We start from the raw sequence: 14,171 nt of genomic DNA on the forward strand, positions 1-14,171 counted from the left end.
AAATACATATTAAAAAACTACGAATTATGGGAAAATAAGGTGACAAAAAGTAAGATTTCATGTAAAATTATTAATAAGGTTTTTATTTAACTAAATGAAATAAAAGGAGCTGTCAATGTTGTCTCAAAATCGAGAGCAATTAATGGAAGAACTATCGACAAATGTGTTTGCTATGTTTCGCACGTTGCGTAATGATATCGGAAAAATATTTGGTGGTTACATACCGTGGAATGAATTCATCGTCCTAAGAATATTAAATCGTACGAATAAAGAAATGGTATCGCGTGTAGCAAATGAATTAAATGTGTCGAATAGTCATATTACAGCTGTTACAGAAAAATTAATTAATAAGGGTTTTGTAACTCGTTCACGTTCTACATCAGATCGCCGAGTTGTGTATTTAGAGATTACAGAACAAGGGAAAGATTTAGTTGCGAAAATGGAAGATGCGAAAAAACAATATTTACAAGAAAGATTCTCTGCACTTTCAGAAGATGAAATGAATGTAATGATTTCAATTTCCAAAAAACTTATTTAAGTGATTATAAACAAGAAAACGCTTACGTGATAAAATAGAAGGTCTTCCTTATAGATGGGAGATCTTCTTTCGTGTGTAATAGATGTTAATAAATAAAATGTGTATGAAAAAAGATAGAGCGCCATACTACTAATACAAGGAAGGAGGGAGAAATATGACGAATCGTAACGGTAGTAAAGGGAGCGGTAATCAAGGATCACCAAAGTCCGGCCAGTTTAATCAGGAATTTAGCACTGAATTTGAAACTGGTAATGATAATAAAGGGAAAGAATATCGTTCTAAAAAAGGGAGTAAATCAAAAAAGGAGTGAAATAATTCACTCCTTTTTTGATTTACGATGCTGCCGATTGATCCGTATTATATTTTTCTTCTGATTTTGCGACAATCATTGCGCAAATTGCATCACCAGAAATGTTTACAGCTGTTCTAGACATATCTAGAATACGGTCAATACCGATAATTAAAGCGATACCTTCTACTGGTAGATTTACTTGATTTAAAACCATTGTAAGCATTACAAGTCCAACACCAGGTACACCAGCAGTACCGATACTAGCTAGTACAGCAGTTAATACGACCATAGCTAATTGCGGTAATGTAAGTTCAACTCCGTATACTTGAGCGATAAATACAGTGGCTACTCCTTGCATAATGGCAGTACCATCCATATTAATAGTTGCCCCTAGTGGTTGTACAAATGAGCTTATCGCTTTTGGAACGCCAAGCTTATCTTGTGCTGTTTTCATTGCAAATGGAAGCGATGCATTAGAGCTAGATGTACTAAATCCAATTGCCATTACTGGTCCGAAATGTTTAAAGAAACGAACAATACTTTCTTTTGCTAATACCTTTAATAAGCCGCCATATACAAAGACCCCGTGAATAATGAGTACTAACATAACGACAATCATATACTTGAACATCGCAGCGACGCCTGCAAGCCCCATTTTACCAACGGATGAAGCGAGCAAACCGAATGTTCCAATTGGGGCTAATTTCATAACGAGATTAACAAGATACATCATTAATTCGTTGCCCTGTTCAAGTAATGAATGGATACCTTGAACTCGTTTTCCTAAAATAGCTATACCGAGTCCAATCAATACGGCAAAGGCAATGATTTGTAACATGTTTCCGTCAGCCATCGCTTTTGCTGGGTTATCTGGTACGATATTTAGCAATGTGTCGACGAAAGATGTTTCAGTTTTTGCACCTTCATACTTAAGACCTTCTGTTTTAAAATTACCGCCAGCTCCTGGTTTTATAATAAGTGCAAATGTAACCGCTATAGAGATGGCAACCGCAGTTGTTACGAGAAAGAATGAAATTGATTTTAAACCGATTCTTCCAAGTTGTTTCGGATCTCCAAGGCCGGCAGCACCAAGTACGATAGAAATGAACACAACAGGAACAACTAGCATTTTAATAAGTCGAATAAACAATTGACCAATTGGGTTGAACACATATTGATTTAGTGGCTCAAAGATAGATGGAGCAGCTAAATTTAGAGTGAGTCCAACAACTAGACCTAGAAATAATGCGATTAAGATTGCTTTTGTTTGTTTCAATAAAATCCCCCCTTTTGTTTTTGCGAAATTTCTTTCTAAAGTAATTATACCGAAAAAATACCTAATTTGACAATATTTTCTGAATTTTTAATTTTTTAAGTGTAGATAGACAGATTTTGTGTTTGGAAAATAAAATAGACCATCACATAGGATGGTCAAGGGAAGGGGACAATTTATGTCAATTTAATTAGGGATGGAAGTTGCTTTAAGACACTGGGGAATGTCTTATAAATTAGGGAGGAACAACTTCGATACATATACTATAAAAGATAGGTGTGACTCTCATGTGAACATAGGGTGAAAGAGAGGGGGAGTTTTAAATAAAAGATAGAAAGACAAAAAAATAAGACCATCATATATAAGATGGTCAAGGAAGGGGACAATTTATGTCAATTTAATTAGGGATGGAAGTTGCTTTAAGACACTGGGGAATGTCTTATAAATTAGGGAGGAACAACTTCGATACATATACTATAAAAGGTAGATGTGACCTCTGTGTGAACATAGAGTGAAAGAGAGAGGGAGTTTTAAATAAAAGATAGAAAGACAAAAAAATAAGACCATCATATATAAGATGGTCAAGGAAGGGGACAATTTATGTCAATTTAATTAGGGATGGAAGCTGTTCAAAGACACTGGGGAATGTCTTATAAATTAGGGAGGAACAACTTCGATACATATACTATAAAAGGTGGATGTGACCTCTGTGTGAATATAGAGTGAAAGAGAGAGGGAGTTTTAAATAAAATGAAAATTTAATGAGTGTTTTTTGTTCATCCCCTGTTGATTATTAGCCTTAACCAATCGGGCGTTTATTGCCCACAAATAGCGGAATAAAAGATAGAGAAAACAAAAAAATAAGACCATCATATATAAGATGGTCAAGGAAGGGGACAATTTATGTCAATTTAATTAGGGATGGAAGCTATTCAAAGACACTGGGGAATGTCTTATAAATTAGGGAGGAACAGCTTCGATACATATACTATAAAAGGTGGATGTGACCTCTATGTGAACATAGAGTGAAAGATATGGGGATTTGAAAAATAGTACATATGAAATTGTTATTGCTAGCAATATTGAGTTAGGATATAGAGTTTTCCCAGCATAAAACGAAAAGGAATCTGAATATAAATAAAAGTTGTAATCTATGAAAAAAAGGATTATGCTCAACTATATTATGAGAATATAAGGTTTGTCCCAATTATTTAAGGGCTTTTAAAAAGCTTTTTATTGTATGAGGGGAAAGCTTCACTTTAATAAGGGAGTTAGTGATATGGACGTAACAAAAAAACAAGGGCTGTATAATCGTCTTATACGATTAAACCCACCACAAATATTAGCATTAGGCTTTTTCTGCTTAATTGTGGTTGGCGGTTTGTTATTAAAATTACCATTCGCAACGAAAGTACATATTAGTTGGGTAGATGCTTTCTTTACAGCAACGTCAGCAGCGACCGTAACTGGTTTGGGAGTAGTGGATACAGCAAGTACATTTACGATGTTTGGCGAAATTGTTATTATGTTTTTAATTCAAACAGGTGGTCTAGGTCTTATGACAATTGCCATTTTAATTGTTTGGGTACTAGGTAAAAAAATCGGATTACGCCATCGTTTATTAATTGGAGAAGCATTTAATCAAACAAATATAGGTGGTCTTGTAAAATTAGTAAAGCGTGTCTTTATATTTTCGATTTGTATTGAACTTATTGGGGTCATCTTTTTATCGTTTCGCTTTATTCCAGAGTTTGGTTTTGGAAAAGGTTTATATTATAGTATTTTTCATGTAATTGCATCTTATAATAATGCAGGATTTGCTTTATGGCCAGATAATTTAACAAGATATGTAGGGGATCCCATTATTAATATTGGGATTTGCTCTTTAATTGTAATTGGGGGACTCGGTTTTACCGTATTAATTGATATATGGTATAGCCACAGTTTTCGAAAATTATCACTTCACTCAAAAATAATGATTATTGGAACAGTAGTGCTAAATGTTATAGCAATGATTGTAATTTTTGTATTGGAATATAATAATGTGAAGACGTTAGGGAATTTATCTTTAAATGAAAAACTATGGGCTTCCTTCTTTCAAGGTATTACTCCGCGGACAGCTGGATTTAATACGGTTGACTATGGAGGTATGGAAGAATCATCTATATTATTTACGATGATTTTAATGTTTATTGGTGCAGGAAGTGTATCGACAGGTGGAGGAATTAAATTAACGACGTTTGTTATCTTAATTACATCTGTCCTTTCTTTCTTTAGAAAAAAGGAGGAAATTGTTTTATTTCAGCGTACAATTAAAATGTCGACAGTAACGAGGGCCTTAGCGATTGCTGTTGCCAGTCAAATACTTATTTTAGCAGCGGTATTCATATTAATGCTTACAGAAAACTTCAGCTTTATTCAATTATTATTTGAGACAATATCAGCGTTTGGCACAGTCGGATTAACGATGGGAATTACTGCAAAGCTATCGGCATTCGGAAAATGTATTATTATGTTTGTTATGTTCTGCGGATTAATTGGACCATTAACACTTGTGTTCTCTTTAGCGCGACCAGCAAAACAAAAAATAAAATATCCATCGGAAGATGTGTTTACAGGATAAGGTATCCCGCGTTAAGCGAGATACCTTTTTCTTTTTTAGAACAGGGAGAACAATAGACCAATAAGTGCTACTCGGAATAAAATTGCGATAAGTGCAGCAATTCCACCGACAACTGCAGCGATACCGCCAGTTACAGTAGCTCCGCGATTATAAGCGTAAATACCGAGTAAAACAGAAACAAGACCAAATAGTGTTGGAAATGTAAATAGCGATAAGATAGATAGCGCAAGAGCGATAAAACCAGCAGTTGATCCAGCAGCGGACGATTTTACAACATCTTTATCGTCTTTATCATCGTAATCATAATCAATGCGTTGTGGTGCAACCTCAGCGGCGTACTCTTCTTTATAGTCACTATAATCACTATCTATTCTATCTTTTCTTTTATAATCATCAAATTTCTCAGTCAAAGTCATGACTCCTTTCATAACAAGGTTCAATAGTAGTATGTATCTCTTTTTCTTTTTTATCCCGCTATTTGTGGGAGTCGAGAAACGTGCACATCCCACTGATTAAAGTTTCACTATACCGGAGCATGTACAGGGAGTAGTATCTTTTAAAAGGAGGAAAATGTTTTCTTGAAATAGGAAAAGTTAGTATGACTTCCTCTATTTTGGAAAATATAAAAAGGAATAATGAGGAAAGGGTGCAATACATAATGGAACATCCAATTGAAAATTTAATGAAAACGGCAATGACAAATTTAAAAGAGATGGTAGATGTAAATACAATTGTTGGGAGCCCGGTTTCAACAGCTGACGGAAATGTAGTATTAACAGTATCTCAAGTGGCTTTTGGTTTTGGAGCTGGTGGAAGTGATTTTAAAGGGGATTTCATTACTGAAAAACATAACGGTGGGCAAAATCAGCATAAAGAGAACAAACAAGGGCATCCATTTGGAGGAGGAAGCGGGGCTGGGGTTTCCATTAGTCCAGTAGCTTTTTTAGTAGTTGGTTCTAATGGGGTGCAAGTATTACATCTCAACAGCAGTACACATTTAATTGAAAAGGCTTTAAATACTGTACCAAGCACTGTAGATAAATTTGTGAATGGTCGTCAAAAGTGAACTTGCATTTTTTAGGAATTATGATATATTAGAAAAAGTGCGCTTTAGGATGATCGGAATAATTGAAATGTAAATATATATGATGTGTGGAATAAGGGAGAGGAATTTATGATTAATATCAAAAACTTAGTAGTTGGCTTATTCATGTTAGTAAGCGGCTTTGTTGTATATGTAATAAAAGAAAAAGCTCCATTCTAAAACAGACAAACCGTTAATGTCTGTTTTTAATTTGCGGAAAAAAGTTGACAAGTTATTGTATTGGTGTTACAATTTTAATTCGTGTCTCGGTTACAGCTAGTGTAAAGTAAATATCTCTTATGAATGCAATACGAAAAGTTTGCGAAAGATCGGGTAATTTTATCAACAACTTTTGTGAACAAACCCTATAAATTGTATTTGTAAGCTATATATGTATACTAGTGAATCAAGGAGCGGTCAGTGGAACCGTAATGATGAGAGAGAGGTAGGGCTTTCATCCAGTATATGTTACTTTCCCGTTAGGTGAATATAAAAAAGAGGACTCTTTTTAAAAGGAGTCCTCTTTCATTTTTTAAGTGCGACTTTCAACTTGTTGACAAATTTCATCTGTTGTTAAACCGTGAGCTGTAATGACTGATCCTTTAATTGATGTATCTGCAATGCCCATCACATTAGAATCTTGCCCAGTTACAACGCAACAATCACACCCTTGTGCATCCTGTTCTGAGTTAAGTGTAACAACTTCATGACCTTGTTGCTGAAGAGCTTGTTGAACGTCTGTTAATGAGTTTTCAACGCCAATTCTAGCCATAATTCTCACCTCCCTACCATCTAATTGCTAGTATGCTCAAGTTCACTGCATATATTTATGAAAAGACGGTAGGAAGTAAATCTTTGTTTAGTCGTTATATACGCCAGTAAGCATTTGACTAACGAATTGATCGTTTAATAATGTATCTTGTGCTGAAGAAGTATTTGAATGGATGTCGATTGAAGCAATAAAATGATTATGTTCTTGCGTATTTGGTTCTACCTCTACGTAATTATCGAATTTACAAAAACCTTTCGTATCCATTAGATCAAATAATTGCAGCATTTCTACTACCTCTTGTCTCGTTCCTTTAATTTGTACACACGCCATATTTATTTCCTCCTTCATTTTGACAAATTGTTTTTTAAAAATAGGATTATGATTACGAAATGAAAAATATGAATGTTATTTTTAGACAGCGCTATTTTTGTTATTTTCCCCCTTTTTCAGCAAAAGTCGTTATATATTTCCGGATTTATAAAATCGGACGTCCGTTTATTGAATACAATAGATTCGTATCAATTGATGAAAATCCTTCTTTTAAACAAATATTTTTTTAGTGGAAATTGGCGAAAAAAATTTTTTGACTTTTTGTAAACGTTAACAATGTTGTTAAATCAGTATAAGTAAAGAAGTACGTATGATTAAAAATTATAAATTTTCTAAAAATTCACTTGATTTATTTAGAAAGGAGAGTAAACTAGGAAACAATAAAAAATTCATAGAACATAGGAGGCGCTTCTAGTGAATGAGCAATGGATTTTCTTAAATGGAGAATTTGTTCCAAAAGATGAGGCAAAAGTTTCAGTATATGATCATGGCTATTTATATGGCGATGGAGTGTTTGAAGGAATTAGAGTTTATAGCGGTAATGTTTTCCGTTTGAGAGAGCATCTTGTCCGGTTGTATGAATCAGCAAAATCAATCCTTTTAGAAATTCCATATTCATTAGATGAAGTAACAAATATTGTTGTTGAGACGATTCGACAAAATAAATTATCTAATGGATACATTCGCCTTGTTGTATCAAGAGGAGCAGGAAATCTTGGATTGGATCCCGATTCATGTAAGAAGCCGAATGTAGTAGTAATTGCAGAACAATTATCTTTATTCCCACAAGAATATTATGAGAAAGGGATTCCAGTTGTAACAGTTGCAACGCGCCGAAATCGTCCCGATGTTTTATCCCCTCAAGTAAAATCTTTAAATTACTTAAACAATATTTTAGTTCGTATTGAAGCGAAATTAGCTGGAGTACAAGAAGCGCTTATGTTAAATGATCAAGGATATGTAGCTGAAGGATCAGGAGATAACGTGTTTATTGTTAAAGGAAATAAATTAATTACACCACCAAGTTCTGCTGGAGCGTTAGAAGGTATTACACGAAACGCCATTTTAGAAATCGGCGAAAAACTTGGGTATGACGTAAGAGAAGAGTTATTTACAAGACATGATGTATATGTAGCTGATGAAGTGTTTTTAACAGGAACAGCTGCTGAAGTGATTGCTGTTACGACAGTAGATGGTAGAACGATTGGCTTAGGGCAAACAGGTCCACATACGAACCGTTTATTAGAAGAGTTTCGTAAGTTAGTTGTAGAAGATGGAGAGAAAATTTACGAAGAAAATAAAGTTGGATAACAACTTTTTTAACATAAGAAAGCGTTGATAGGGAGGAGTAGTTGATTGTGAAGCCTCACAGAGAGTCGGTGGTTGCTGAAAACCGATGGTTCACGTCGACGAACATCGCCCTTGAGTGCTAAGCTAAAGCATTTGTCTAGGCTTAGAACCTGTCTAAAATCTTTGCTATAATATAGACAAAAAAGGATGTTTCCTATGATACACAATTATACAAGTAATATATCCCGTAAACAGTTTGAACTGATTCGTGAAGATTTAGAAAACGCACGTAAAAAGACGCGTCCGCGCACAGTCGATTTGTACGAAGCATTCTGCGGCGTACTGTACCTACTTACAACAGGATGCCAATGGCGCAACCTACCGAGTGATTTTCCACATTGGAAAACCGTGTATGCCTACTATCAAATTTGGCGGAAAGTAGACGAGAATGACACAAGTCTTCTCGAAAAAGTGCATAAAAAAATTGGTCGAAACCTATCGTGAGCAAGATGGGCGTGAAAAACACATGGATAGCTGGTGAAAAAGGCTATGATGCTGGAAAGAAAGTGTCAGGAATCAAACGTCATATCGCTGTAGACACCAATGGGCTTATTCATGCTATAGAAGTAACAACTGCGAAAATAACGGACCGAGAGGGCGCTATCCAAATGTGCAAACGCCATACTGAAACATTGGATAAAGTGACAAATATACTTTGTGATGGTGGATACACTGGCCCATCATTTGCACAATCGATAAAAGAGGCGATAGATTGTTCGGTTGAAATCATCAAACGCTCTGAACTTCACAAATTTGTCGTGTTACCAAAACGCTGGATTGTGGAACGAACTTTTGCTTGGTTGGAAAATTATCGAAGGCTGTGGAAGAACTGTGAACGAACACTTGAAAATAGTAGACAGAGTTGCTTATTGGCAGGTGTGGCGATTTTATTAAAAAGATTTTAGACAGGTTCTTAGACGGTAGCTCCGTTATTAGCTAGATCCATTTATGGATCACTGAGGCAAGAGTATTCTTGCAAAGAAGGGTGGTACCGCGAAATTTTTCGTCCCTTCAGCACATAGCTGGAGTGTGGACGTAGGATTTTTTTATTGTATAAAAGGTTGAAAAAGGGGGCTTATAAGAACAATGTCTTCAAAAACGGAAGAGAAACTGGAAACTGGTGCACAGCTATTGTTAGAAGCGCTAGAAAAGGAAGGCGTAGAAGTGATTTTCGGTTATCCGGGTGGTGCCGTTTTACCTCTCTATGATGCATTGTATGATTGTGAAATTCCGCATATTTTAACAAGGCATGAGCAAGGGGCAATTCACGCTGCTGAAGGGTATGCCAGAATTACAGGGAATCCAGGGGTTGTAATTGCAACGAGTGGACCAGGTGCTACAAATGTAATTACGGGTCTAGCTGATGCGATGATTGATTCATTGCCACTTGTAGTATTTACAGGCCAAGTAGCAACAACGTTAATTGGGAGCGATGCTTTTCAAGAGGCAGATATTATGGGACTTACGATGCCAGTGACAAAACATAACTATCAAGTGCGAAAGGCCTCAGATTTACCTCGAATTATTAAAGAAGCATTTCATATTGCTAAAACAGGAAGACCAGGACCAGTCGTTATTGACCTTCCGAAAGATATGGTAGTCGAGAAAGGTGAGCGATGTAGCAATGTACAAATGGATTTACCAGGATATAACCCTAATTATGAACCGAATCTACTTCAAATAAACAAATTACTCAAAGTAATTGAAACCGCAAAAAAACCGTTAATTTTAGCTGGAGCGGGTATATTGCATGCGAAAGCTTCGAAAGAATTGACAAGTTTTGCTCGTAAATATGAAATCCCTGTTGTGCATACATTACTTGGACTTGGTGGTTTTCCACCAGATGATGAACTATTTCTAGGGATGGGGGGAATGCACGGTTCTTATACAGCCAATATGGCATTATATGAATGCGACTTACTCATTAATATAGGCGCGAGATTTGATGATCGTCTTACTGGAAATTTAGCTTTTTTTGCTAAAGGGGCGACTGTTGCACATATCGATATTGATCCAGCAGAAATCGGGAAAAATGTGCCAACAGAGATTCCTATTGTTGCAAGTGCTAAGCAGGCGTTAGAAGTATTGCTTCAATCAGAAGGAAAGAAAGAAAATCATCATGAATGGCTCTTTTTATTAAAGAATAGAAAAGAAAAATATCCATTCTCTTATAAAAGAAATTCTGAAAGTATTAAACCTCAATATGCGATTGATATGCTATATGAAATTACGAAGGGAGAAGCGATTGTAACAACAGACGTTGGGCAACACCAAATGTGGGCAGCGCAATATTATCCACTGAAAAATCCAGATAAATGGGTAACTTCTGGTGGATTAGGAACGATGGGGTTCGGATTTCCAGCAGCAATCGGTGCGCAAATTGCAAAGCCTGAAGAATTAGTTATTGCAATTGTTGGTGATGCTGGGTTTCAAATGACTCTGCAAGAATTAAGTGTATTAAAAGAACACGCTTTACCCGTTAAAGTATTTATTTTAAATAATGAAGCTTTAGGAATGGTAAGACAATGGCAAGATGAATTTTACAATCAAAGATATTCACATTCTTTATTACCATGCCAACCAGATTTCGTCGCTCTTGCAAATGCATATGGCATAAAAGGTGTTCGTATTGACGATCCACTTCTTGCAAAGAAGCAAATCCAGCATGCGATCGAATTACAAGAGCCAGTCGTAATTGATTGTCGTGTACTTCAATCAGAGAAGGTTATGCCGATGGTTGCGCCAGGAAAAGGTGTTCACCAAATGGAGGGAGTGGAAAAAGGGTGAAGAGAATTGTTACAGCGACAGTTCGAAATCAAAGTGGTGTGTTAAACCGAATTACAGGGGTTATGACACGAAGACATTTTAATATTGAAAGTATTTCAGTAGGTCATACAGAATCATCAGATATATCGCGAATGACGATTGTTGTACACGTTGAAAGTGAACAGCAAGTGGAGCAGTTAATTAAACAACTGCATAAGCAAATTGATGTTCTGAAAGTATCAGATATTACAGAAGAAGCGATGATTGCTAGAGAGCTTGCTCTTATTAAAGTAGCAACTTCTGTAGCGAGGGCAGAATTATATAGTTTAATTGAACCGTTTCGAGCCGCTGTAATAGATGTTGGGAAGGATTCCATAGTTGTGCAAGTAACAGGTACGCAAGATAAAGTAGAAGCGTTAATTGAATTACTTCGTCCATACGGTTTGAAAGAAATTGCTAGAACAGGTGTAACAGCATTTACACGTAGTATGAAAAAACAAGATAAGCAAGTTATGTTAATTCAATAATCATTTAAATATAGGGGGAAATGAAAATGGCAAAAGTTTATTATGAGAAAGATGTAACAGTAAATGTATTAAAGGAAAAGAAAGTAGCAATCATCGGATATGGCTCGCAAGGTCATGCGCATGCGCAAAATTTACGTGATAACGGATTTGATGTAGTAGTAGGTTTAAGAAAAGGTAAGTCTTGGGATAAAGCGAATGAAGATGGGTTTTCTGTATATACAGTAGCAGAAGCTGCGGAAAAAGCTGATGTAGTAATGATTCTATTGCCTGATGAATTACAACCAGAAGTATATGAAGCTGAAATTGCACCAAATTTACAGGCTGGAAACTCTCTCGTGTTCGCACATGGATTTAATGTTCACTTTGATCAAGTAAAACCACCAGCTAATGTAGATGTATTTCTAGTAGCGCCAAAAGGACCAGGGCATCTCGTACGCCGTACGTTCGCCGAGGGCGGGGCTGTTCCTGCATTATTTGCAGTATATCAAGATGCAACAGGAGTTGCGACTGAAAAAGCACTTTCTTATGCTGACGGAATTGGAGCAACGAGAGCTGGTGTACTAGAAACGACGTTTAAAGAAGAAACAGAAACAGATTTGTTTGGAGAGCAAGCTGTACTTTGCGGCGGAGTGACTGCACTTGTAAAAGCAGGGTTTGAAACGTTAGTTGATGCGGGATATCAGCCTGAACTTGCATATTTTGAATGTTTACATGAATTGAAGCTAATCGTTGACCTTATGTACGAAGGTGGACTTGAAAATATGAGATATTCAGTTTCAGATACAGCGCAGTGGGGAGACTTCGTATCAGGACCACGCGTTGTGACTGAAGATACGAAGAAAGCGATGGGGGCAGTATTAGCAGAAATTCAAGATGGTACATTTGCAAGAGGGTGGATTGCAGAACATAAAGCAGGAAGACCAAATTTCCATGCGACAAATGAGAAAGAGAATAAACATGAAATCGAAGTAGTTGGACGTAAATTACGTGAAATGATGCCTTTCGTACAGCCGCGAGTAAAGGTAGGGGTTAAATAATATGAAGCAGGTTTTGTTCATGGATACAACGCTTCGTGATGGCGAACAATCACCAGGAGTAAATTTAAATGAACAAGAGAAATTACAAATTGCTAGGCAATTAGAGAGGCTTGGTATTCATGTAATGGAAGCTGGATTCGCGGCAGCTTCCGAAGGCGACTTCCAATCGGTAAAACGTATTGCGAATACAATTCAAAATGCTACGGTTATGAGTTTAGCTAGAGCGAAAGAAAGTGACATTCGAAGAGCATATGAAGCTGTGAAAGGCGCTGTATCTCCTCGTCTACACGTATTTCTAGCTACGAGTGATATTCATATGAAATATAAACTTTGTATGTCAAAAGAAGATGTGTTAAATAGTATTCATCGCTCGGTTACGCTCGGAAAATCATTATTTCCGACAGTACAATTTTCTGCAGAAGATGCGACAAGAACATCGAGAGCATTTTTAGCTGAAGCAGTAGAAATTGCGATTCGAGCAGGAGCGAATGTAATTAATATTCCGGATACAGTTGGATATACAAATCCGGAAGAGTATTATTCTCTTTTTAAATACTTACAAGAATCCGTTCCATCATATGAAAAAGCGATTTTTTCTTGTCATTGTCACGATGATCTTGGTATGGCAGTAGCAAATTCGTTAGCTGCGGTTGAAGGGGGAGCATTGCAAGTAGAAGGAACGATTAATGGCATTGGAGAAAGAGCAGGGAATGCAGCGTTAGAAGAAGTTGCGGTAGCTCTTCATATTAGAAAAGATTTTTATAAAGCAGAGCCTTCGATGACTTTAAAAGAAATTAAGGCGACGAGTATATTAGTAAGCAGGTTAACGGGTATGGTTGTACCGAAAAATAAAGCAATCGTTGGAGCGAATGCATTTGCTCATGAATCGGGCATCCACCAAGACGGGGTTTTAAAAGAAGTAACAACTTATGAAATTATCGAACCAGCGCTTATAGGAGAATCTCAAAATCTCTTTGTACTTGGGAAACACTCTGGCCGTCATGCGTTTACGGAAAAAATGAAAGAGCTTGGTTATGAATTTACAAATGAAGAGCGAGATGCGGCATTCGAAGCATTTAAAAAATTGGCTGATCGTAAAAAGGAAATTACTGAAGAAGATTTACGCGCACTTATGCTTGGTGAAGCAGCATTTGCAGCTCAGCAATATAACATTACGCAATTACAAGTGCATTTCGTATCAAATAGTACACAATGCGCAACAGTTGTGTTGAAGGATGAGGAAGGAAATGTATATGAAGATGCAGCCACTGGTTCTGGTAGTATTGAAGCGATATACAATGCGATTCAAAGAATTTTAGGATTAGAATGTGAATTGGCAGATTATCGCATACAATCTATTACACAAGGTCAAGATGCACTTGCTCACGTTCATGTTGAATTAAAAGAAGGTAGTCACCAAATATCAGGTTTCGGAGTTGCGCAAGACGTATTGGAAGCGTCGGCGAGAGCTTATGTCCATGCAGCAGGGAAATTAAAATCTCTTATAGCGCTTGTGAAATAAATAATTGATAGGTGAGAGAAGCTTTCCTCACCTATCAAATTAAAGTTCTGAAAATTC

The 14,171-nt window shown here is 36.5% G+C and carries 15 protein-coding genes; 11 read left to right on the forward strand and 4 right to left on the reverse strand.

The window, feature by feature from the left end; all coding sequences use genetic code 11:
* Positions 1-118 precede the first annotated feature (118 nt).
* Both V6946_RS07365 and V6946_RS07370 read left to right on the forward strand, forming a co-directional pair.
* Positions 119-538 carry a MarR family winged helix-turn-helix transcriptional regulator gene (locus V6946_RS07365; RefSeq protein WP_000081432.1) on the forward strand — a complete coding sequence of 140 codons (420 nt, stop codon included), beginning with the start codon at positions 119-121 and terminating at the stop codon, positions 536-538.
* 154 nt (positions 539-692) lie between these two features.
* On the forward strand, positions 693-848 hold the full coding sequence (locus V6946_RS07370; protein ID WP_000184928.1) for a hypothetical protein: 156 nt from the start codon (positions 693-695) through the stop codon (positions 846-848).
* Positions 849-870: 22 nt separating this feature from the next.
* Here the strand turns inward: V6946_RS07370 and V6946_RS07375 are convergent, their stop codons facing one another.
* Positions 871-2,106, reverse strand: coding sequence for a dicarboxylate/amino acid:cation symporter (locus V6946_RS07375; RefSeq protein ID WP_000814809.1), 1,236 nt, complete (start codon positions 2,104-2,106; stop codon positions 871-873).
* A 1,276-nt stretch (positions 2,107-3,382) separates the two neighbouring features.
* Here V6946_RS07375 and V6946_RS07380 point away from each other — a divergent pair.
* Entirely contained in the window at positions 3,383-4,726 is a 1,344-nt protein-coding gene (locus V6946_RS07380; protein ID WP_006926386.1) for a TrkH family potassium uptake protein, read from the forward strand.
* Positions 4,727-4,761: 35 nt separating this feature from the next.
* Here the strand turns inward: V6946_RS07380 and V6946_RS07385 are convergent, their stop codons facing one another.
* A complete protein-coding gene (locus V6946_RS07385) occupies positions 4,762-5,136 on the reverse strand; it encodes a hypothetical protein (RefSeq protein ID WP_000136541.1) in 375 nt (124 codons plus the stop codon).
* A gap of 188 nt (positions 5,137-5,324) precedes the next feature.
* Between V6946_RS07385 and ytfJ the strand changes: the two genes are divergently transcribed.
* Entirely contained in the window at positions 5,325-5,792 is a 468-nt protein-coding gene (gene ytfJ / locus V6946_RS07390; RefSeq protein WP_000204234.1) for a GerW family sporulation protein, read from the forward strand.
* 108 nt (positions 5,793-5,900) lie between these two features.
* Positions 5,901-5,990, forward strand: a complete 90-nt coding sequence (locus V6946_RS07395) for a hypothetical protein (protein WP_000608227.1) — start codon at positions 5,901-5,903, stop codon at positions 5,988-5,990.
* A 352-nt stretch (positions 5,991-6,342) separates the two neighbouring features.
* Here V6946_RS07395 and V6946_RS07400 read toward each other — a convergent pair whose 3' ends face one another.
* Together V6946_RS07400 and V6946_RS07405 are read right to left on the reverse strand one after the other, a co-directional pair.
* Positions 6,343-6,582 carry a YkuS family protein gene (locus V6946_RS07400; RefSeq protein WP_000101022.1) on the reverse strand — a complete coding sequence of 80 codons (240 nt, stop codon included), beginning with the start codon at positions 6,580-6,582 and terminating at the stop codon, positions 6,343-6,345.
* Positions 6,583-6,669: 87 nt separating this feature from the next.
* Positions 6,670-6,912: a DUF3911 family protein gene (locus V6946_RS07405; RefSeq protein ID WP_000752513.1), complete on the reverse strand. Its 243-nt coding sequence runs from the start codon at positions 6,910-6,912 to the stop codon at positions 6,670-6,672.
* A 414-nt stretch (positions 6,913-7,326) separates the two neighbouring features.
* On the opposite strand from V6946_RS07405, the gene ilvE reads away from it, so the two are divergent.
* The 6 genes from ilvE (at position 7,327) to leuA (ending at position 14,114) form a co-directional block, all read left to right on the forward strand.
* A complete protein-coding gene (gene ilvE / locus V6946_RS07410; RefSeq protein WP_001005486.1) occupies positions 7,327-8,223 on the forward strand; it encodes a branched-chain-amino-acid transaminase in 897 nt (298 codons plus the stop codon).
* A gap of 195 nt (positions 8,224-8,418) precedes the next feature.
* A protein-coding gene (locus tag V6946_RS07415) for an IS5 family transposase (RefSeq protein ID WP_406622280.1) occupies positions 8,419-9,167 on the forward strand; the annotation gives its coding sequence in 2 pieces (ribosomal slippage) (positions 8,419-8,683 and positions 8,683-9,167; 750 coding nt in all).
* 181 nt (positions 9,168-9,348) lie between these two features.
* A complete protein-coding gene (gene ilvB / locus V6946_RS07420; protein ID WP_000095876.1) occupies positions 9,349-11,049 on the forward strand; it encodes an acetolactate synthase large subunit in 1,701 nt (566 codons plus the stop codon).
* A complete protein-coding gene (ilvN, locus tag V6946_RS07425; protein WP_000822952.1) occupies positions 11,046-11,555 on the forward strand; it encodes an acetolactate synthase small subunit in 510 nt (169 codons plus the stop codon). Before ilvB ends, ilvN begins: the two co-directional genes overlap by 4 nt.
* A gap of 26 nt (positions 11,556-11,581) precedes the next feature.
* Positions 11,582-12,592 carry a ketol-acid reductoisomerase gene (gene ilvC, locus V6946_RS07430; RefSeq protein WP_001151741.1) on the forward strand — a complete coding sequence of 337 codons (1,011 nt, stop codon included), beginning with the start codon at positions 11,582-11,584 and terminating at the stop codon, positions 12,590-12,592.
* Between the two features lies 1 nt (position 12,593).
* The gene (gene leuA, locus V6946_RS07435; RefSeq protein WP_000815753.1) at positions 12,594-14,114 is read left to right on the forward strand and encodes a 2-isopropylmalate synthase; all 1,521 of its coding nucleotides are present in this window, start codon (positions 12,594-12,596) and stop codon (positions 14,112-14,114) included.
* Positions 14,115-14,171: the final 57 nt, after the last annotated feature.

Origin of the sequence: Bacillus sp. PPSBB_2, assembly GCF_045291115.1 — a bacterium.
Lineage (GTDB): Bacteria > Bacillota > Bacilli > Bacillales > Bacillaceae_G > Bacillus_A > Bacillus_A cereus.

Bases quoted from the DNA above. Each gene is read 5' to 3' on its own strand.
- V6946_RS07370 (WP_000184928.1), top strand. From the start codon at position 693: ATGACGAATCGTAACGGTAGTAAAGGGAGCGGTAATCAAGGATCACCA.
- V6946_RS07380 (WP_006926386.1), top strand. From the start codon at position 3,383: ATGGACGTAACAAAAAAACAAGGGCTGTATAATCGTCTTATACGATTA.
- ytfJ (WP_000204234.1), top strand. From the start codon at position 5,325: ATGACTTCCTCTATTTTGGAAAATATAAAAAGGAATAATGAGGAAAGG.
- V6946_RS07395 (WP_000608227.1), top strand. From the start codon at position 5,901: ATGATTAATATCAAAAACTTAGTAGTTGGCTTATTCATGTTAGTAAGC.
- V6946_RS07400 (WP_000101022.1), bottom strand. From the start codon at position 6,582: ATGGCTAGAATTGGCGTTGAAAACTCATTAACAGACGTTCAACAAGCT.
- V6946_RS07405 (WP_000752513.1), bottom strand. From the start codon at position 6,912: ATGGCGTGTGTACAAATTAAAGGAACGAGACAAGAGGTAGTAGAAATG.
- ilvB (WP_000095876.1), top strand. From the start codon at position 9,349: ATGTCTTCAAAAACGGAAGAGAAACTGGAAACTGGTGCACAGCTATTG.
- ilvC (WP_001151741.1), top strand. From the start codon at position 11,582: ATGGCAAAAGTTTATTATGAGAAAGATGTAACAGTAAATGTATTAAAG.
- leuA (WP_000815753.1), top strand. From the start codon at position 12,594: ATGAAGCAGGTTTTGTTCATGGATACAACGCTTCGTGATGGCGAACAA.